Raw genomic sequence first — 18,319 nt, 5'->3', positions numbered from 1 at the left:
ACTCTAAGAAACTGTCAGAGGGGGAGAAAGATGAAAACAAAAGGAAAAAGTGCGGTATTATTTTTTGTTTGTGTTTTTTTAATCGGTCTTTTAGCATATTTGGGGGCTATGGGAGCGACTATTGGTGATTATCAAATCAAATCCTTAGGAAACACCATAAATAGAGGACTGGATTTACAGGGTGGAATTTCTGTATTGGAGGAAATTCAAACTTCTGATAAGGTTAAGCCAGAAGACCTAGATAGAACAATCGAGCTTATCTCCTTAAGAGTTAATAAAATGGGTGTAAGCGAGACAACAATTTCAAAAGAAGGAACAAAAAGAATAAGAATTGATATACCTGGAAAATTTGATACTAAAGAAGTAATTGATTCAGTTGGAAAGACTGGAAAGCTAAGATTTGTTGGACCAGATAATTCAGAAATATTGACTGGTTCAGATGTAAAAAATGCAGTTGCTAATTTAGATCAAACAAGCGGCTATGTAGTAGACCTAGAATTAACTGATGCAGGTACAAAGAAATTTGCAGAAGCTACTTCTAAGTTTTTAGGACAAAAGATAGCTATATATATGGATGAAGATAAAATAAATGATCCAACAGTTCAAAGTGTTATCACAGGTGGAAAAGCTCAAATTACAGGACTTAAAGATTTACAAGAAGCTAAAAAGCAAGCTGGAATTATTAAGTCAGGTGCACTTCCACTTCCAATTAAAACTGCTGAAGTTAAAGTAGTTGGACCTACACTTGGTGCCAATGCTATGCCTCAGAGTATATTAGCTGGTGAAGTTGGTATAGGAATAGTATTCCTATTTATGATATTGTATTATAGAATACCTGGTTTAATAGCAGATATTGCTTTACTTCTTTACATAGTGTTATTATTAGGAGTATTTTCAGCAATAGGAGCTACTTTAACGCTATCAGGTATTGCAGGTTTCCTACTGACAGTTGGTATGGCAGTAGATGCCAATGTACTTATAATTGAGAGAATGAAGGAAGAGTTAAAGTCAGGTAAAACTCCGAAGGCTGCAATAGAAGCAGGTTTTCATAGAGCTTTAAGCTCCATTCTAGATTCAAATATTACTACTATTATTTCTGGTATAGTTCTTTACGCTCTTGGATCAGGTTCTGTTAAAGGATTTGCCCTTACTTTAATGATTGGTGTACTTTTAAGTATGTTCACTGCAATTACAGTAACAAGATTCTTAACGAGACTTGCTGCTAAAGCGGGATTCTTTGATAAAAAGTGGACTATTGGAACATTTGGAGTACACGCAATTACAAGGGGGTAAAAACTGTGCTAAAAATTATAGAAAAAACAAAGATATGGTTTGCCATTTCAATTATAATTATAGTTGCTGGCTTTATAGGTATAGCTGTCAACGGGCTTAATTTTGGCTTGGACTTTACAGGTGGTACTGTTGTAAAAATTGACATGGGAAAAGATTTTAATAAAACAGAAGCAGATGAAATAGTTTTAAAATATGCTAAAGATGCTGTTACAAATAAAGCTATTCCAGAAGGAAAAACAACACCAGAATATGAAATTAAGAGTAATAAGCTTTCTGGTGAAGAAGTTGCCTCAATGTACAATGATCTTAAAACTAAATATACACTAAAAGAAGGTTCACTTTTGGATCAGAACACCGTTGGTGGTACTATAGGTAATGAATTAAAGCAAAAGGCTTCTTGGGCTTTAGCTCTTGCAACAGTTGCTATGCTTATATACGTTGGAATAAGATTTGAATTTAAGTTTGGCTTTGCTGCTATCATAGCATTATTGCATGATGTACTTATTACACTTGGAGTGTATGCACTATACAAAGTTCCTGTAGATTCAGCATTTATAGCTGCTATGCTTACTGTAATTGGTTATTCTATAAATGATACAATAGTTGTATTTGATAGAATAAGAGAAAATCAAAAGTACTTTAGGGGAAAAGATGTTACCGAGCTTGCAAATGCTAGTATTACTCAAACTATGACAAGGTCTATTAATACTGTTCTTACAGTTCTTATAACTATAACTGCAGTATATATATTTGTTCCTTCAGTTAGAAATTTTGCTTTCCCACTTATAATTGGAATTGCATCAGGATGTTATTCTTCAATATTCATAGCAAGTCCAATTTGGGTTTTACTTAAAAAGAGATCCTCTAAAGCAAAAAGAGCAATAGCATAATTTAGTTTGATAGAAGGAGTGCTCAGCACTCCTTTTTTAATTTTTTATATATATTATGTTTGTAGAATATTCCATTAATTAAAATTTGTGTATATATTAAAGTGCTAAAATTAATTATTTAAAAAATTTATCTAAAACATTTGTCAAAAATGACAATTTCATTTATAATAAAGGTGTTTTCGATAAATTTGGAGGATTTAATTATGGAAAATTGTAAGGAAAAATTGCAATATTTTCAGCCGCAGTTAAGGTTCAATCCATTTGCTTTAAAAGGAATGGATGCAGCGCTTAATAGAGTTGTTAGAGCAATTAATAATAGAGAAAAAATTGTTATATATGGTTATTATGATTTGGATGGCATTTCAAGTATTGCATTACTTTTATTAGTGTTTAAATATTTAAATGCTGATGTTGAGTATTTTGTTCCAAATGTAATTTCACCGAATTTTAATATAAATTCTGAAGATGTGAAAAACAATATTAAAGCATTAGGCGCAAAATTATTAATTACTGTGGGGTGTGGTTCAAGTTCATTTTCTCAGATTAAGATGTGTAATAATTTAGGTATAGATGTAATTGTTACTGACTATCATGAAGTAAAAGGAACCACTGATGAAATAATTATTAATCCAAAACAGGAAAATTGTAATTATGAATTTAAATTTTTATCTGCTTCAGGTGTGGCTTTTAAATTAGTGCAGGCAATTGCAAGCTATTATAGAATGAAAAGTATAAATAAGTATTTAGATTTAGTTATGTTAGGAACGGTTGCACAAGAAGTTCCTTTAATTGGAGAAAATAAATTTATTGTTGAGGAAGGAATAAAGCAGCTAAAAAAGACTAATAATTATGGTATAAATGCTTGGAAGAAGATTTATAAATTAAATGAAGAAAATGAAACTGCTATTTTTGAATTTGTTAAAAAAATAGGTTCAACTAGAACTTTAGAAGGCAGAATTGATAATGCAAGAATTGCTGTAGAATTATTTACGACCTCTGATAAATATAGAGCTGAGCAAATTGCAAAGTATTTGAATAATGAGATAGAAAAAAGGATTAGGGAAATTAGTATAAGTTAAAAATAGATTTAGAACTTGAAAATACCTGAACATTTAATGTATAATATAGAGGTGTTATTTTATAGAAAAAATTGTTGTGAGGCCCATATAACATGGGTTTTATCAAATATGTTCTAAAAACGAAAAACAATTAAAACATGGAAATATTCGTGTTATCGAAGTTCCATATTTAGGGGGAAATAAAGTTGGATTTGAAAAATAATATAAGAATAATTGATAATTTTCCAAAGGAAGGCATTAGTTTTAAAGATGTAACCACATTACTTCAAGATAAGGATGCACTAAAATTTACTGTTGATAAAATGGTTGAGTACCTTAAAGATAAAGATATAGATGTTGTAGTAGGACCTGAAGCTAGGGGCTTTTTATTTGGGGCGCCTGTTGCTTATGCCCTAGGGGCTGGTTTTGTACCAGTTAGAAAAAAAGGAAAACTGCCTTATGATACTATTTCTATAAGTTATGATTTAGAGTATGGTAGTGATATATTAGAAATACATAAAGATGCCATTAAGCCTGGTCAGAGGGTAGCAATAGTTGATGACCTTCTTGCTACTGGTGGAACAATTGCAACTGTAGCTAAGCTTGTAGAACAAGTTGGTGGTGAAGTAGTTAGTATCGATTTTGTAATTGAACTAACTGATTTATATGGAAAAGATAAACTTACAAACTATGATGTTATGTCACTTGTAACATATGATATCTAAAAAATATAAATGAAGCATGAAAATTGCAGTTTGTCAAATTTAAATTGCAAATTTCTACACATTATTATATAATAAGAGTAAAAAATAACGGCTGGTTTAATTAACCAGCCTTTGATTTTAGGAGAGTACCCCAAATGCTAGAGAAGTTAATGGATAAAATAGATAAAAGCAATAATAACATAAATAAAGAATTTGTTGAAAAAGCTTTTAATTTCGCTTATGAGGCTCATAATATGCAAAAGAGAGAATCAGGTGAGCCATATATAATCCACCCATTAGAAGTGGCATGTATACTAGCGGATATGGGCTTAGATGCAAATACTATAGCAGCGGGATTACTCCATGATGTAATTGAGGATACTACCTATACTTACGAGGATCTTGTAAATAATTTTAATGTGGAAGTAGCTGAGCTAGTTCAAGGTGTTACTAAGCTTGGGAAAATTGAATATAAGACTAAAGAAGAACAGCAAGCTGACAATGTTCGAAAAATGCTGCTTGCCATGGCAAAAGATGTTAGAGTAATTCTTATAAAACTTGCAGATAGACTTCATAACATGAGAACTCTAAAATATATGCCTGTTGAAAAGCAAAAGGAAAAAGCAAAAGAGACTTTTGATATTTATGCTCCTCTCGCGCATAGACTAGGAATATCAAAAATTAAGTGGGAGCTAGAGGATTTAGCTTTTAGATATACAAATCCAAATGAGTACTATGATTTAGTACAAAAAATATCCGAGAAAAGAGTAGAAAGAGAAGAATATATAAATCTTATTACTAAAGAATTGCATGATAGCTTGCTGAAAGCAGGAATTCAATCAGATATTGATGGAAGACCAAAACATTTTTATAGTATTTATAGAAAGATGGTTAGTAAAAATAAAACTGTAGACCAAATATTTGATTTGACAGCTGTAAGAATTCTGGTAAATAGTGTAAAGGACTGTTATGCAGCACTAGGAATAGTACATACAATGTATAAGCCAATACCAGGAAGGTTTAAGGATTATGTTGCTATGCCTAAGCCTAATATGTATCAATCACTTCATTCTACAGTTATAGGGCCTCAAGGAAAACCTTTTGAAATTCAAATAAGAACCTTTGATATGCATAGAACAGCTGAATACGGAATTGCGGCTCACTGGAAGTATAAAGAGGGTACAGTAAATTCAGAAAATAATTTAGATTTTAAACTTTCATGGCTAAGAGAAATATTAGAATGGCAGGGAGAAACCTCTGATGCAGAAGAATTCATGGAAGGTTTTAAAATTGATTTGTTTTCTGATGAAGTTTTTGTATTTACACCTAAGGGTACAGTAATTAATCTTCCTAATGATGCAACTCCCATAGATTTCGCATATAGGATTCATACTGATGTTGGAAACAGATGTGTAGGTGCTAAAGTGGATGGAAGAATGGTACCTTTGGATTATCACTTAAAGACAGGAGAAATTGTAGAAGTTATGACTTCTTCTGTGCCAAAAGGTCCTAACATGGATTGGATAAATGTTGTAAAAAGCAACCAGGCTAAGTCCAAGATAAGAGCTTGGTTTAAGAAAGCAAAAAGAGAAGAAAATATTGTAAAGGGCAAAGAACTGCTTGAAAAGGAGACTAAAAAGCAGGGATATAATTTTGGAGAATTAGCAAAAGGTGAAGCACTAGAACAACTACTTAAAAGATATAATTCAAATTCTATAGAAGATATATATGCACTAGTTGCACTTGGCGATATTATGGCTTCTTCTATTGTTTTAAGATTAAAGGAACAGTTCTTAAAAGGTACAAATAAAAATGACTTAAATAATCTAAAAAACTTGGAAGAGCAAATAAATAAAAATAACAGTAAAATTACAAATCAAAGAGAAGATAAATTTAGAACTAAAAGTCCAGGAATTATTGTAAAAGGCACAACCAATTTACTGGTAAGGTTTGCAAAGTGCTGTAATCCAGTTCCAGGTGATGATATTGTAGGTTATATTACTAAGGGAAGAGGAGTATCAATTCATAGAGAGGATTGCATGAATTTGGCTGCCTTAAAAAAGGAAGATGAAGGTAAAATAGTTGAAGCAACTTGGGGAATAGCAAAAGGCTCAGACTATATTACTGAACTCCAAGTGGAAGCCGATGATAGAGAAGGATTGCTGTCAGAAATTGTGGAGCTTGTTATGGAAACAAAAACTCATCTTTGCGCAGTAAATGCAAAATCTGCTAAAGGTGGAACAGCAATAGTGAGTTTAAAGGTTAAAATACCTGACTTGGAGCATTTGAGAATGCTAATGAGAAAAATAAAAAAATTAAAGGGTGTTAGGGAGATATATAGAACCAAATCTTAAGAGGAGTGTGAAACATGAGAGCTGTAGTACAGAGAGTAAAATCCTCCAAGGTTGAAATAGATGGAAAAGTTGTCGGTGCTATAGGAAGAGGTTTAAATGTACTGATAGGTATTTCTAAAAACGACAGTGTAGAAGATATAAAATTTTTAAAGGACAAAATATTGAATCTAAGGATTTTTGAAGATGAAGATAATAAAATGAATAAATCTTTATTAGAAGTAGATGGGGAACTACTCTTGGTTTCCCAATTTACTTTGTATGGAGATTGTAGAAAAGGACGCAGACCTAATTTTATGGAGGCGTTAGCAGGAGAAGAAGCTGAAAATTTATATAACGAATTTGTAGCTCAATGTAAGGATATTATACCAGGAGTTCAAACTGGGGTATTTGGGGCGGATATGTGTGTATCCATAGAAAATGATGGTCCTGTAACGCTAATGCTTGATTCAAAAAAAGTTTTTTAAATGAGGTGTTTACATGGAAATAAAGAGAATTCCAGCTGGAGTGTACGCTGCAAACTGCTATATTATGTGTGATGAGAGCACCAAGGAAACTGCAGTAATTGATCCAGGTGGAGATGGAGAGGACATTATAAAGGCTGTAAAGGCAATAGAAGGTAAGGTTAAATATATTTTGCTAACTCATGGTCATATGGATCATACTGGGGCTGTAGGAATGCTAAAAGAAGAATTTAGTGTTCCAGTATACATTCATAAACAGGATGAACAATTAATAAAAAATGGAGCCTATATGTTTGGCCCACTTAAGTTTAAAGGAATAGAAGTAGAGTTCGATAAAAATGTTAAAGAAAATGATATTTTTGAATTAGGTGAATCTGAAATTAAATGTATCGAAACACCAGGCCATACCCCAGGTGGAGTATGTTACCTAGTTAATGATTCACTTTTTACTGGTGATACTCTATTTTTAAGATCTATAGGTAGAACAGATCTTGAGGGTGGAAATTTTGAAACAATTATTGAAAGTATAAAATCAAAGTTAATGGTTTTAAATGATGACATAAAGGTTTATCCTGGACATGGACCACAAAGCACTATTAAGTATGAAAGGGAGAACAATCCTTTTTTTTAAGGCTTTCATTATTTAAAATAACTTGAATATTTAGGTGAGATAATGATAAAAATCAAATTAAATGACATGACATTTAGATACGATGTATTTCAAATGTTTAGTATCTTTTACAAATCAGAAAATATTAAATTCGTAGAAGCAGCTGAAGAACCTACTAGCAGTAATTTTGATGAAAGTTTTATTGTTTTCATTGATGACAAGGGTATTCAAATTATTGATGCTGGCTATAAAAGTTACTTTGAATTTGATAACAATTTTGTAAAAAAAGAAAATGTAAAAAGAGAGATATTTAAGTTCCTTAGTAATAAAACAAGAAAAGAAATGCCTTGGGGAATATTAATTGGAATACGTCCAAGTAAAATTGCCCTATCACTTTTGAATGAGGGAAAAAGTGACGAAGAAATTATCCATATCTATAGTAAGAGATATTTTGCTAGAGAAGATAAAGCAAGACTATGTATTGATGTAGCAAAGCTAGAGGAAGGTATAGTAAATAAAGATAAAAATACTGTAAGTATTTATATAGGTATGCCTTTTTGTCCTACTAGATGTATTTATTGTTCTTTTGCATCTAACCCAATTAGCAGCTGCTCAAAGCTAGTAGAACCATATTTATCAGCCTTAACAAAAGAAATAGCTACAATGGGAAATTATATTAGAGAAAAAGAGCTAAAGATTCAATGTATCTATTTTGGTGGTGGCACACCAACATCAGTTGATAACTTGCAATTTGAAAATATTATGAAAGAAATACATAATAATTTATGTTCTATAAATGAGGTGGAAGAATTTACTGTTGAATGTGGAAGACCTGATAGTATTACTTATGAAAAGCTATTGACTATGAAAAAATTCGGAGTACACAGAATAAGCATTAATCCACAAACTATGAATGATGATACTTTAAAGCGAATAGGAAGAAATCATTCTTCTAATGATGTTATAGATAAATTTAATCTTGCAAGAAGCTGTGGTTTTGACAATATAAATATGGATTTAATTGTTGGACTTCAGGGAGAAGGGCTTGAACAAGTTTTAAATACTTGTGACAAAATTTACAAGCTGAACCCTGAAAGTATAACAGTTCATGGAATGTCAATCAAAAGATCTTCAAGACTTCATGAGAATATTGTAAATAAAATAAAACTTGAAGAAAAGTCTCAGAATGAATTAAATTCTATGTATGAAGCTACAGTTAATTTAGCTGAGAGACTGCATATGAGCCCTTATTATATGTATAGACAAAAGAATATGGTAGGAAACATGGAAAACGTAGGCTATACAAAGCAGCATAAAGAGTCTATTTATAATATTCAAATGATGGAAGAAAAGCAGACAATTATAGCATTAGGAGCAGATGCAGTATCAAAAGTTGTATTTTTAGATGAAAATAGAATTGAAAGATTTGGCAATACAAAAGACGTAAGAGAGTATATTTCTAGAATTGATGAAATGATCCATAATAAAATTAAACTTCTAGATACTCTATATTAATTATCTGATAAATAAATTTAAAATAAATTTTATAAAAACATACTTCTACAATGAAAAAATTATCACTGTGGAAAAAGCATACTATCCATAGATGCAAATTGAAATGGAGGAATAAACATATGGGTGAAGCGTTATTAGGACTTAAAAGGTCAGCAATGTGTGGAGAACTAAGGGAATCCAACATAGGAAGTAATTTTACCGTAATGGGATGGGTACAGAGGAAAAGAAATCTAGGAGGCTTAATATTTGTTGATTTAAGAGATAGAACTGGTATTCTTCAAGTTGTTTTTGGAGAAGAAATAAATAAAGAAGCATTTGAAAAAGCTGATAATGTAAGATCGGAGTACTGTATTGCAGTAACTGGAGAAATAGTACTGAGAGAATCACCAAATCCAAATATGCCAACTGGTATGATTGAGCTAAAAGGACATAATATAAAGATTTTATCTGAATCAGAAACACCACCAATATACATAAAAGAAAATCTGGATGCAGCAGAAAATATCAGATTAAAGTATAGATATCTTGATCTTAGAAGACCAGATATGCAAAAAATATTTATAACTAGAAGTAAGACTGCAAAAGTAGTTAGAGATTATTTAAGTGATAATGGATTTCTAGAAGTAGACACTCCAACTCTTACTAAGAGTACACCAGAAGGAGCAAGAGATTACTTAGTTCCTAGCAGAAACTATCCAGGAATGTTTTATGCATTACCACAATCACCACAAATATTTAAGCAATTATTAATGGTATCAGGTTTTGATAAGTACTTCCAAATTGCAAAGTGCTATAGAGATGAAGACTTAAGAGCAAATAGACAGCCAGAGTTCACTCAAGTAGATATTGAAATGAGCTTTGTAGAAGTGGATGACGTTATAGCTGTAAATGAAGGATTAATTAAAAAAGTTTTCAAGGAAATACTTGATGTAGATGTTGAAACTCCAATAAAGAGAATGCCTTATAAAGAAGCTATGGAAAAATACGGTTCAGATAAACCAGATCTTAGATTTGGTATGGAGATAGTAGATATAAGTAATGAAGTTAAAAATGCAGACTTCAAAGTGTTTAAAGATGCAATAGAGATTAAGGGCAGTATAAGAGCTATAAAGGTTGAAAATTGTGCTAATATGGGAAGAAAAGACTTAGACAGATTAGGTGAGTTTGTTAAAACCTATAAGGCTAAGGGGCTTGCATGGATAGCTGTTAAAGAAGAAGAGATCAAGTCTCCAATAGCTAAGTTCTTAACTGAGGAAGAGCTAAAGAATATTATAGAAAAGGTAGATGCAAAGCAAGGCGATTTGATACTTATTGTTGCTGATTCTAATAAGGTTGTATTACAAAGTTTAGGTGCATTAAGACTTGAACTTGCAAAGAAGCTTGAACTTCTAAAAGATAATACAGAGTTCAACTTTGTATGGATAACAGAGTTTCCACTTCTTTCATATAATGAGGAGGAAAATAGATATCAAGCAGAGCACCATCCATTTACAATGCCAATGGATGAGGATATAGAATTTTTAGATACTGACCCAGGTAAGGTTAGAGCTAAAGCATATGATATTGTTTTAAATGGAGAAGAATTAGGTGGAGGCAGTATAAGAATTCATGACAGCAAGCTGCAGGAAAAAATGTTTAATGTTTTAGGATTCACTAAAGAAAAAGCTTGGGAAAGATTTGGGTTCTTACTTGAAGCCTTCAAATTTGGACCACCACCACACGGCGGATTAGCTTTTGGCTTTGATAGACTTATTATGTTCCTTGCTGGAACTGATAATATTAAAGATGTTATTGCTTTTCCTAAAAATCAAAATGCCTATGATCCAATGAGTGAAGCACCAAATGTTGTTGATGATGTTCAATTAAAGGAATTGGGTATAGCTAAAATAAGCCATCAAGAATAATGCAAAGCCTAGGAGTGATATAGATGAAGGAAAAAAATACTTCTGATATTGATGGTACAATTGAAGATGATGTAAATGACACTAAAAATAGTAATAAAGATTTAATGAAAAAAGATATACAAACCAGACTTAGAAGAATTGAAGGTCAGGTAAAAGGCATTGAAAAAATGATTGATAATGAAGTAAACTGTAGGGATATTGTTATTCAGATTGCTGCAGTAAGGGCAGCGGTGAATAAGGTTGGAGGATTGATTTTGGAAAACTATGCAAAAAACTGCATTATGAAAGATGAAATTGATTCTTCAAAGGATACTGAAATTGAAGATTTACTTTCTACACTGCTTATGTTTTTAAAATAGAAAATAGGTTAAAAAATTGGTCATCTAGTTTATTTACTAGATGACCTTTTTTTGCTTAGTAAAGAATAACATTAGCTTAGTGAAAGATGATGCAAGTAAAATTCCAACTGCGATTGCACCAGCACTTGATAATGTAGCAAGGCCTGTAGTTAAGGAATTATTAACATTACCTTGAATTAATTGAAGCATAGTATTATACATGCCTCCACCTGGAACTAGAGGAATAATTGCACATATAGAGAAAGTGGTTACAGGTGATTTTAGAACTCTTGCCATTATTTCAGAATATATACCCGCTACAATTGAGGCTATAAATAGAGCAAAAATATTTGAACTACTAAAGTGATCAGCTAAGAGGTAGAAAAACCAAGTAACACCGCCACCAAGTGAAGTATAAAATAAGTTTTTACCACGTATATTAAATAATATGCAAAAACCAAAGGTTGCAATAAAAGCATATAAAGAATTTATAATAATCATATTAAGCTACCCCCAAAATAAATAACCCAGAGAGTTATTATTGTTCCGCTGCCTGCTGCAATTGCCACAGCAATTAAAAAAGCCTCCAATGCTCTTGAAATTCCTGCAAGTAAGTCGCCAGCTATTGTATCTCTTATGGCGTTAGTTATAGAAAGTCCTGGAACCAGCAGCATAATGGAGCCAATTGTAATTTTGTCTACATGTGTTGCGAGATTAAAGTTAACAGACAAAAGTGCCAAGAGAGCAGCTAAAGCCCCTCCTAAAACATTTATAAAGAAGTCATTTAAGTTTACTTTACTTAGAGCAAGAGTAAGTATTTTAATAAGTCCGCCTATAATAAAGGATACGCAAAAATCATGAAAATCTCCTCCAAACATAAGAGTAAAGAAGGAAACCGTAATACAAGAAAATAAAATCAAAGTTTTATCGCTGTATCTTTTAGTTGTGTTAATAGTATTTAATTCAACTTTAACCTGGTCTAAGGTTAAACCTTGAGATTTTATATTTCTAGAAAGATCATTAACTTTTGCAATCTTTTCTAGGTCAACTGTTCTACTTTTTATTCTTTTTACAATTGTTATAGTTTGATCACAGTCGGTAGTAACTGAAATCATAATTCCTGTTGGAGTAACAAAACTTTCAGCAAGCGATATTCCAAAGGCATTACAAATTCTAGACATGGTTTCTTCAACTCTATAGGTTTCTCCACCATTTTCTAGAATTATTTTTCCAGCGTCAGCTGCAATGTGTATTATTCTATTTGCACTCATGAAAAACTCCTTTCAAGCATCACTAATTTTTTAAGTGGCATTAAGTTTAGCAAGTAATTTTGACATAAATCTAATTATTGATAACAAGATTATATCACATATTTTTGAAATTTAAATTAGATGATTAAGTAAACTAATATAATAAAAAAATATTAAATTTTCTGTCAATAGTTGATAAAAAATGTTGATGGCTCTATAATTTTATGTATAGGAATTTTAAAAAATAAAGGCGAGGTGCTTAAATTGGAATTAAATCACATAAAATCAAAAGATGAAGAAGTTTTTAGTATCATTGAAAGAGAAGCAAAAAGACAAGAGCATAACATTGAACTTATTGCTTCTGAAAACTTTACTAGTGAGGCTGTTATGGAGGCAATGGGTTCAAAGCTCACAAATAAATATGCAGAAGGCTATCCAAGAAAAAGATATTATGGTGGCTGTGAAGTAGTTGATGAGGTTGAGGATTTAGCAAGAGAAAGGATGAAAAAGTTATTCAATGCTGAGCATGCTAACGTACAACCTCATGCAGGCTCTCAAGCAAACATGGCTGTATATTTTGCAGTTTTAAAACCTGGTGATACAGTACTAGGGATGAATTTAAGCCATGGCGGTCATTTGACTCATGGAAGCCCGGTTAATTTTTCTGGAAAGCTATATAATTTTATTTCTTATGGAGTTAATAAAGAAACTGAACAAATAGACTATGAAGAATTAAGAAAACTTGCATTAGAACATAAGCCTAAAATGATAGTTACTGGCGCTAGTGCATATCCAAGAATAATAGATTTTAAAAAAATTAGAGAAATCTGCGATGAAGTAGGAGCATATTTAATGGTGGATATGGCTCATATAGCTGGTCTTATTGCAGCTGGGGTACATCCTTCACCAGTTCCATATGCAGACTTTGTTACTACAACTACGCATAAAACCTTGAGAGGCCCTAGAGGTGGAGCTATATTATGTAAAGAAAAATATGCAAAAGAAATAGATAAGTCTATATTTCCTGGTATGCAAGGAGGCCCTTTAATGCATGTTATAGCTGCAAAGGCCGTATGCTTTAAAGAGGCTGATACAGAAGAGTTTAAAACTTATATAAAGCAAGTTGTAAAAAATGCTAAAGTACTTGGAGAGGAGCTAACTAAGTATGGATTTAGGTTAGTTTCTGGAGGCACAGATAACCATTTGCTGCTTGTTGATTTAACAAATAAAGCAATTACTGGAAAAGATGCAGAAAAATTATTGGATGAAGCTCATATTACTGTAAATAAAAATACAATACCTTTTGAAACCCTTAGTCCTTTTATAACTAGTGGTATAAGAATTGGTACTGCTGCAGTAACAACTAGAGGTTTTAAAGAAGAAGAAATGATTAAAATTGCTGCTCTAATTAATAAAGTTATAGAACATAAAGAAACTGTAATTGAAGAGGTAAGAGCAGAGGTTAGTGAGATATGTTCTAAATATCCAATTTATTAAGGGTGAAAGATGAATAATATTGAAAGCATTCTAAAGTGCTTAATTGAAAATCTAGATGAAGGAATTCACATTGTAGATAAGAATGGTAATACATTGTACTATAATAATTCAATGGGAAGAATTGAAGGAATTTCACCGGGAGAAATACTTGGCAAAAGAGCATTTGAATTTTTGAAAGGCGTAGAAGAGGAATCTTCTACGCTTATGAATGCTTTAAAAAATAGGGAACAATATGTGGATGTAATTCAAAACTATAGTAGTAATCATGGTAAGAAGATCACATCTATTAATACTACTGTACCTGCTTTTTATAATGGTGAGGTAATTGGTGCAGTAGAAATTTCTAAAGATATTACCCAATTAAAAGAATTAAATGAAAAGTTGTGCAAATTACAGGGATCAGGTAACACTACAAATAAATATTATACATTTGATGATATTATTGGACAAACTGAAAGCATAAAAGCTGTAATTAATAAAGCTCAAAGAGCCAGTTTCTCAAATTCCTCCGTATTAATATATGGTGAAACAGGAGTTGGAAAGGAAGTATTTGCTCAGAGTATTCATCATAGTGGCGCGAGAAAGGATAAACCTTATGTTCCAATAAATTGTGCAGCAATTCCTAGTAGTTTATTAGAATCTATGCTATTTGGTACAGTAAAGGGGAGTTTCACGGGGGCGGAAGATAAAAAAGGACTTTTTATTGAAGCTAATGGTGGAACAATACTTCTTGATGAAATTAATTCTATGGATACTGCACTTCAATCTAAGCTTTTAAGAGTACTCCAAGATGGATATATTAGACCCTTAGGAAGTAATGCTGCTATAGATGTAGATGTAAGAATTATTGCATCTCTTAATGAAGAACCAGAAAAGCTTATAAGAGAAGGAAAACTTAGAAAAGACTTTTATTATAGGCTGAGTGTTGTAAGAATAGATGTTCCACCATTAAAGGAGCGAAAGGAAGACATTAAAGAATTTTGTTTAGGCTTTATTGATTACTACAATAAGCTGTTGGGGAAACAAGTAGAGGATATAGAAGAAAGTGTCCTCACAGCTTTTAATAGTTATGACTGGCCAGGTAATATAAGAGAATTGAAGAATGTTATAGAGTCTGCAATGAACATGGTAGATAATAGCAGAGTGTTAACTAAAGAATACTTTGAAAATAAAATAATTACCAGCAAAATAATGACTAAAAACCCTGAAGTGCATTATGATTTAAAAAACAAATCATTAGAAGAGTATATTGATATGATAGAAGCTGAAATTATTAAAGAAAGTCTATTAAGGTACAATTGTAATATTTCTAAAACTGCTCAGGAATTAAAAATGACAAGACAAAACCTACAGTATAAGATTAAAAAATATAAACTGCCATAAATTCGGCACTATGCATGCAAAAAAACTTGCAGCACTGTGTAAAATTCAGAATAATTTATATTTTCAATCAGGTAGAACTGCAAAAAAATTTGCAGTTCTACCTGATTTTTTTACCACATACCAACAATAATGTATAATTTTTAGACGTTTAGTAATAAATATTCAGAATATGACGTATTTTGGATAATTTACTTTGTTGGTTAATGCGTAAATTGAGATTATATTTGGCATGATTGTTGCTATAAATATTTGAGATTATAAATAATTATTTTTTATTTGAGAATGGGGGATTATTATGGAAAATGTAAAAGTAATACTTTGTGGTTTAGGTGCAATGGGAAGTGGAATGGCTAAAATGCTTCTCGATAAGAAAGGGGTAGAAATAGTTGGAGCAATAGATAGCTATGAAGGGAAAATTGGCAAGGACTTAGGCGAAGTATTGAATGTTGGAAAAGAACTCAATATTAAAGTAAGTGGAGATTTCAAAAATACTATAAAAGATACAAAAGCAGATTTAGTTTTACTTGCAATAGATTCTTTTGTTAAAAATGTATTTCCTTATATAAAGCATATAGTTGAAAATAAGATGAATTGTATAACTATTGCTGAAGAAATGGCTTATCCATATACAATAAATAAAGAACTATCAGAGGAAATGGACAGATTAGCTAAGGCTAACGGAGTTACTATTTTAGGAACTGGAGTAAATCCAGGTTTTGTTTTAGACACAATGATAATAACGCTTTCTGCTGCTTGCAGAAAGGTTCATTCTATATATGCATCAAGAGTAAACGATTTATCACCATTTGGAGCTACTGTAATGAGAACACAGGGTGTTGGAACTACAGTAGAGGAATTTGAAAGTGGAATAAAAGATGGTTCAATTGTTGGACATGTAGGCTTCCAGCAATCTATACCAATGATAGCAAAAGCTTTGGGTATTGAACTAGATGAAATAGTAGAAACACGCGAACCAATAATATCTAATACTCATAGAGAAACACCATATGTAACTGTGGAACCTGGAATGGTTGCCGGTTGTGCTCATATAGGCTACGGAATGAAGGATGGTAAGGCTGTAATAACACTTGAGCATCCACAACAAATTCATCCTGAAAGCGAGGGTGTTGATACAGGTGACTATATTGATATAAAGGGTGATCCAGATCTACACCTTTCAATCAAACCAGAAACTCCTGGCGGAATTGGTACAATAGCACTAGCAGTGAACATGATTCCTCAAGTTGTGGCAAGCAGAGCAGGCTTAAAGACTATGATGGATTTACCACTACCACATGCAATAGAAAATTGCTTTGCAAATCAAGTAGCATATTACAAGGAAGGCGAGTTTTAATGATTAAAAAAGGAGCTTTTGTGGAAATTGTTCAGGAGGTATTAAGCTCAGAAGATAGAGCTCACAACCTACCTGAAGAGACAAAATGTAAACCACTAATGCTTTGGGCCAAGGGTATTTTGCAAGAAGACAGCAGCATTGGTGAAGAGGCAGAGATAAAAACTGTATGTGGCAGAATGCTTAGAGGCATCATAACAGAAGAAAACCCTAGATTTGTTCATGATTTTGGAGACTATGTACCAGAAATAATGTATATAGGCCCACAAGCAAAATCTATATTGTGGGGTGATGACAATGAATAAATACGAAGAGATGATGGCTAGAAAAAAAGAAATAATGCTTAAATCAGTTGGCGTTGATTATGATAAATATGAAAAAGGTAAATTATCTTTCGATTATGAGAAGATGATGAGAGAAGTTGGCTATTCCCTTTCTGATGTTATGAAAATTCAAGAAGAGACTGGAGTTGGAAATACTCCACTTCTTGAAATGAGAAATTTAACTGCATTAGCTAGAAAAGTATCCAAAACAAGAAAGGCAGCTAGAATTTTTGTTAAAGATGAAAGCTGCAATCCTTCTGGAAGTTTTAAGGACAGAAGAGCATCGGTGTCTGTTTATGATGCGAAAATGAGAGGCTATAAGGGTGTAGCTTCAGCAACTTCTGGCAATTATGGCTCAGCTGTAGCTTCTCAAGCTGCAATGCGAGGACTTAAGTGTATTATAGTGCAGGAGTGCTATGATTCTAATAAGGTAGGACAGCCAGAAATAATAGAAAAGGATAGAAAATGTGAGTGCCTTGGAGCTGAGGTTTTAAGACTAACTGTTGGTCCAGAATTATTTTATACATATCTTAAGGTACTAGATGAAACTGGTTTTTATAATGCTTCATTATATTCTATTTACGGAATAGTTGGGGTAGAAACTTTAGGTTATGAAATAGCAACTCAGTGCAGAGAAAAGTTTGGAAAAGATCCAGCTGCTGTAGTTATTACTAATGCTGGAGGTGGAAATCTAACTGGCACTGCAAGAGGGCTAAGAAAAGCAGGTGCACTGGATACCAAAATTATCGGGGCTTCAGTTGATTTGTCAGGTCTTCATATGGCATCTGACAAGGACTTTAATAGAAAATCCTTTACAACAGGGCACACTGGTTTTGGAATTCCATTTATGACCAATCCAGATAGGTCTGATGTGCCAAGAAGTGCTGCTAGACCGTTAAGATATATTGATAGATATGTTACTATGCCTCAAGGAGAAGTATTTTATATGACAGAGCTGCTTGCGCAGCTAGAAGGAATGGAAAGAGGACCAGCTGGAAACACATCTTTAGCAGCTGCATTTGTGCTTGCTCAAGAATATGACGATGATCAAATAATTGTGGTTCAAGAAACCGAGTATACCGGAGCAGGCAAGCATATACTTCCTCAATTAAGCTTTGCTAAGAAAAATGGTATAGAAGTAAAGATAGGAAATTCTGAAGAAGAAATTCCTGGCAAAAGTATAATACTTCCCAGTCATCCTTCAAAAATGATGGTAAATGAATTGAATTTAGATAATTATAGAAGATCATATATTTCTAATGCTGTTAAAAATGCTAATGTAAGCAGTATTGAAAGTATAGATATAGACTTCTTATGTGATGAGACTAACTTAAATAAAAAAAATGTAGAAAATATTTTATCTGAATTAGGAATCTATGTAGGGTAGG

At 32.2% G+C, this 18,319-nt stretch carries 17 protein-coding genes; 15 read left to right on the top strand and 2 right to left on the bottom strand.

The features are described 5' to 3' along the window. The first annotated feature begins 30 nt into the window (after window positions 1-30). The 10 genes from secD to bsdE14_RS00160 all read left to right on the top strand — a co-directional run bounded on the left by secD (window position 31) and on the right by bsdE14_RS00160 (window position 11,148). Window positions 31-1,293: a protein translocase subunit SecD gene (secD, locus tag bsdE14_RS00205; protein ID WP_264847890.1), complete on the top strand. Its 1,263-nt coding sequence runs from the start codon at window positions 31-33 to the stop codon at window positions 1,291-1,293. Between the two features lie 5 nt (window positions 1,294-1,298). Further along, window positions 1,299-2,183, top strand: a complete 885-nt coding sequence (gene secF, locus bsdE14_RS00200; protein ID WP_264847889.1) for a protein translocase subunit SecF — start codon at window positions 1,299-1,301, stop codon at window positions 2,181-2,183. Between the two features lie 203 nt (window positions 2,184-2,386). Continuing rightward, window positions 2,387-3,262 carry a DHH family phosphoesterase gene (locus bsdE14_RS00195; protein WP_264847888.1) on the top strand — a complete coding sequence of 292 codons (876 nt, stop codon included), beginning with the start codon at window positions 2,387-2,389 and terminating at the stop codon, window positions 3,260-3,262. A gap of 185 nt (window positions 3,263-3,447) precedes the next feature. After that, a complete protein-coding gene (locus bsdE14_RS00190) occupies window positions 3,448-3,966 on the top strand; it encodes an adenine phosphoribosyltransferase (protein WP_264847887.1) in 519 nt (172 codons plus the stop codon). Window positions 3,967-4,100: 134 nt separating this feature from the next. Continuing rightward, window positions 4,101-6,299: a RelA/SpoT family protein gene (locus bsdE14_RS00185; protein ID WP_264847886.1), complete on the top strand. Its 2,199-nt coding sequence runs from the start codon at window positions 4,101-4,103 to the stop codon at window positions 6,297-6,299. Window positions 6,300-6,313: 14 nt separating this feature from the next. Further along, complete coding sequence (gene dtd / locus bsdE14_RS00180) at window positions 6,314-6,763, top strand: D-aminoacyl-tRNA deacylase (RefSeq protein WP_264847885.1); 450 nt, start codon at window positions 6,314-6,316, stop codon at window positions 6,761-6,763. A gap of 13 nt (window positions 6,764-6,776) precedes the next feature. After that, window positions 6,777-7,391, top strand: coding sequence for an MBL fold metallo-hydrolase (locus bsdE14_RS00175; protein ID WP_264847884.1), 615 nt, complete (start codon window positions 6,777-6,779; stop codon window positions 7,389-7,391). Window positions 7,392-7,430: 39 nt separating this feature from the next. Next, a complete protein-coding gene (locus tag bsdE14_RS00170; protein WP_264852190.1) occupies window positions 7,431-8,885 on the top strand; it encodes a coproporphyrinogen III oxidase in 1,455 nt (484 codons plus the stop codon). A gap of 119 nt (window positions 8,886-9,004) precedes the next feature. Further along, a complete protein-coding gene (gene aspS / locus bsdE14_RS00165; RefSeq protein WP_264847883.1) occupies window positions 9,005-10,789 on the top strand; it encodes an aspartate--tRNA ligase in 1,785 nt (594 codons plus the stop codon). Between the two features lie 104 nt (window positions 10,790-10,893). Then, window positions 10,894-11,148 carry a metal-sensitive transcriptional regulator gene (locus bsdE14_RS00160; protein WP_264852189.1) on the top strand — a complete coding sequence of 85 codons (255 nt, stop codon included), beginning with the start codon at window positions 10,894-10,896 and terminating at the stop codon, window positions 11,146-11,148. Window positions 11,149-11,184: 36 nt separating this feature from the next. On the opposite strand, the gene bsdE14_RS00155 is transcribed toward bsdE14_RS00160, so the two are convergent. Both bsdE14_RS00155 and bsdE14_RS00150 read right to left on the bottom strand, forming a co-directional pair. After that, the gene (locus bsdE14_RS00155; protein ID WP_264852188.1) at window positions 11,185-11,625 is read right to left on the bottom strand and encodes a threonine/serine exporter family protein; all 441 of its coding nucleotides are present in this window, start codon (window positions 11,623-11,625) and stop codon (window positions 11,185-11,187) included. Next, window positions 11,625-12,398 carry a threonine/serine exporter family protein gene (locus bsdE14_RS00150; protein WP_264847882.1) on the bottom strand — a complete coding sequence of 258 codons (774 nt, stop codon included), beginning with the start codon at window positions 12,396-12,398 and terminating at the stop codon, window positions 11,625-11,627. The genes bsdE14_RS00155 and bsdE14_RS00150 overlap by 1 nt, the downstream gene beginning before the upstream one ends. Window positions 12,399-12,641: 243 nt before the next feature. On the opposite strand from bsdE14_RS00150, the gene glyA reads away from it, so the two are divergent. The 5 genes from glyA to ortB all read left to right on the top strand — a co-directional run bounded on the left by glyA (window position 12,642) and on the right by ortB (window position 18,318). Further along, the gene (gene glyA, locus bsdE14_RS00145) at window positions 12,642-13,874 is read left to right on the top strand and encodes a serine hydroxymethyltransferase (protein ID WP_264852187.1); all 1,233 of its coding nucleotides are present in this window, start codon (window positions 12,642-12,644) and stop codon (window positions 13,872-13,874) included. A gap of 9 nt (window positions 13,875-13,883) precedes the next feature. Next, on the top strand, window positions 13,884-15,257 hold the full coding sequence (locus bsdE14_RS00140; RefSeq protein WP_264847881.1) for a sigma-54 interaction domain-containing protein: 1,374 nt from the start codon (window positions 13,884-13,886) through the stop codon (window positions 15,255-15,257). A 295-nt stretch (window positions 15,258-15,552) separates the two neighbouring features. Continuing rightward, window positions 15,553-16,611, top strand: coding sequence for a 2,4-diaminopentanoate dehydrogenase (gene ord, locus bsdE14_RS00135; protein ID WP_264847880.1), 1,059 nt, complete (start codon window positions 15,553-15,555; stop codon window positions 16,609-16,611). Then, window positions 16,611-16,913, top strand: coding sequence for a 2-amino-4-oxopentanoate thiolase subunit OrtA (ortA, locus tag bsdE14_RS00130; protein ID WP_264847879.1), 303 nt, complete (start codon window positions 16,611-16,613; stop codon window positions 16,911-16,913). The genes ord and ortA overlap by 1 nt, the downstream gene beginning before the upstream one ends. After that, window positions 16,906-18,318 (top strand): 2-amino-4-oxopentanoate thiolase subunit OrtB, encoded by a 1,413-nt coding sequence (ortB, locus tag bsdE14_RS00125; protein ID WP_264847878.1) that lies wholly within the window; start codon window positions 16,906-16,908, stop codon window positions 18,316-18,318. The genes ortA and ortB overlap by 8 nt, the downstream gene beginning before the upstream one ends. The last annotated feature ends 1 nt before the right edge of the window (window position 18,319 follow it).

Source organism: Clostridium omnivorum (assembly GCF_026012015.1).
Lineage (GTDB): Bacteria > Bacillota > Clostridia > Clostridiales > Clostridiaceae > Clostridium_AX > Clostridium_AX omnivorum.
The sequence above is the reverse complement of the archived record's forward strand: the minus strand, read 5'-3'. Positions and strand labels throughout refer to the sequence as shown.

What these genes read in the sequence shown, in the direction of transcription:
- secD (WP_264847890.1), top strand. Translation starts at nt 31, where the DNA reads ATGAAAACAAAAGGAAAAAGTGCGGTATTATTTTTTGTTTGTGTTTTT.
- bsdE14_RS00195 (WP_264847888.1), top strand. Translation starts at nt 2,387, where the DNA reads ATGGAAAATTGTAAGGAAAAATTGCAATATTTTCAGCCGCAGTTAAGG.
- bsdE14_RS00185 (WP_264847886.1), top strand. Translation starts at nt 4,101, where the DNA reads ATGCTAGAGAAGTTAATGGATAAAATAGATAAAAGCAATAATAACATA.
- dtd (WP_264847885.1), top strand. Translation starts at nt 6,314, where the DNA reads ATGAGAGCTGTAGTACAGAGAGTAAAATCCTCCAAGGTTGAAATAGAT.
- bsdE14_RS00175 (WP_264847884.1), top strand. Translation starts at nt 6,777, where the DNA reads ATGGAAATAAAGAGAATTCCAGCTGGAGTGTACGCTGCAAACTGCTAT.
- aspS (WP_264847883.1), top strand. Translation starts at nt 9,005, where the DNA reads ATGGGTGAAGCGTTATTAGGACTTAAAAGGTCAGCAATGTGTGGAGAA.
- bsdE14_RS00160 (WP_264852189.1), top strand. Translation starts at nt 10,894, where the DNA reads ATGAAAAAAGATATACAAACCAGACTTAGAAGAATTGAAGGTCAGGTA.
- bsdE14_RS00150 (WP_264847882.1), bottom strand. Translation starts at nt 12,398, where the DNA reads ATGAGTGCAAATAGAATAATACACATTGCAGCTGACGCTGGAAAAATA.
- bsdE14_RS00140 (WP_264847881.1), top strand. Translation starts at nt 13,884, where the DNA reads ATGAATAATATTGAAAGCATTCTAAAGTGCTTAATTGAAAATCTAGAT.
- ord (WP_264847880.1), top strand. Translation starts at nt 15,553, where the DNA reads ATGGAAAATGTAAAAGTAATACTTTGTGGTTTAGGTGCAATGGGAAGT.
- ortA (WP_264847879.1), top strand. Translation starts at nt 16,611, where the DNA reads ATGATTAAAAAAGGAGCTTTTGTGGAAATTGTTCAGGAGGTATTAAGC.
- ortB (WP_264847878.1), top strand. Translation starts at nt 16,906, where the DNA reads ATGAATAAATACGAAGAGATGATGGCTAGAAAAAAAGAAATAATGCTT.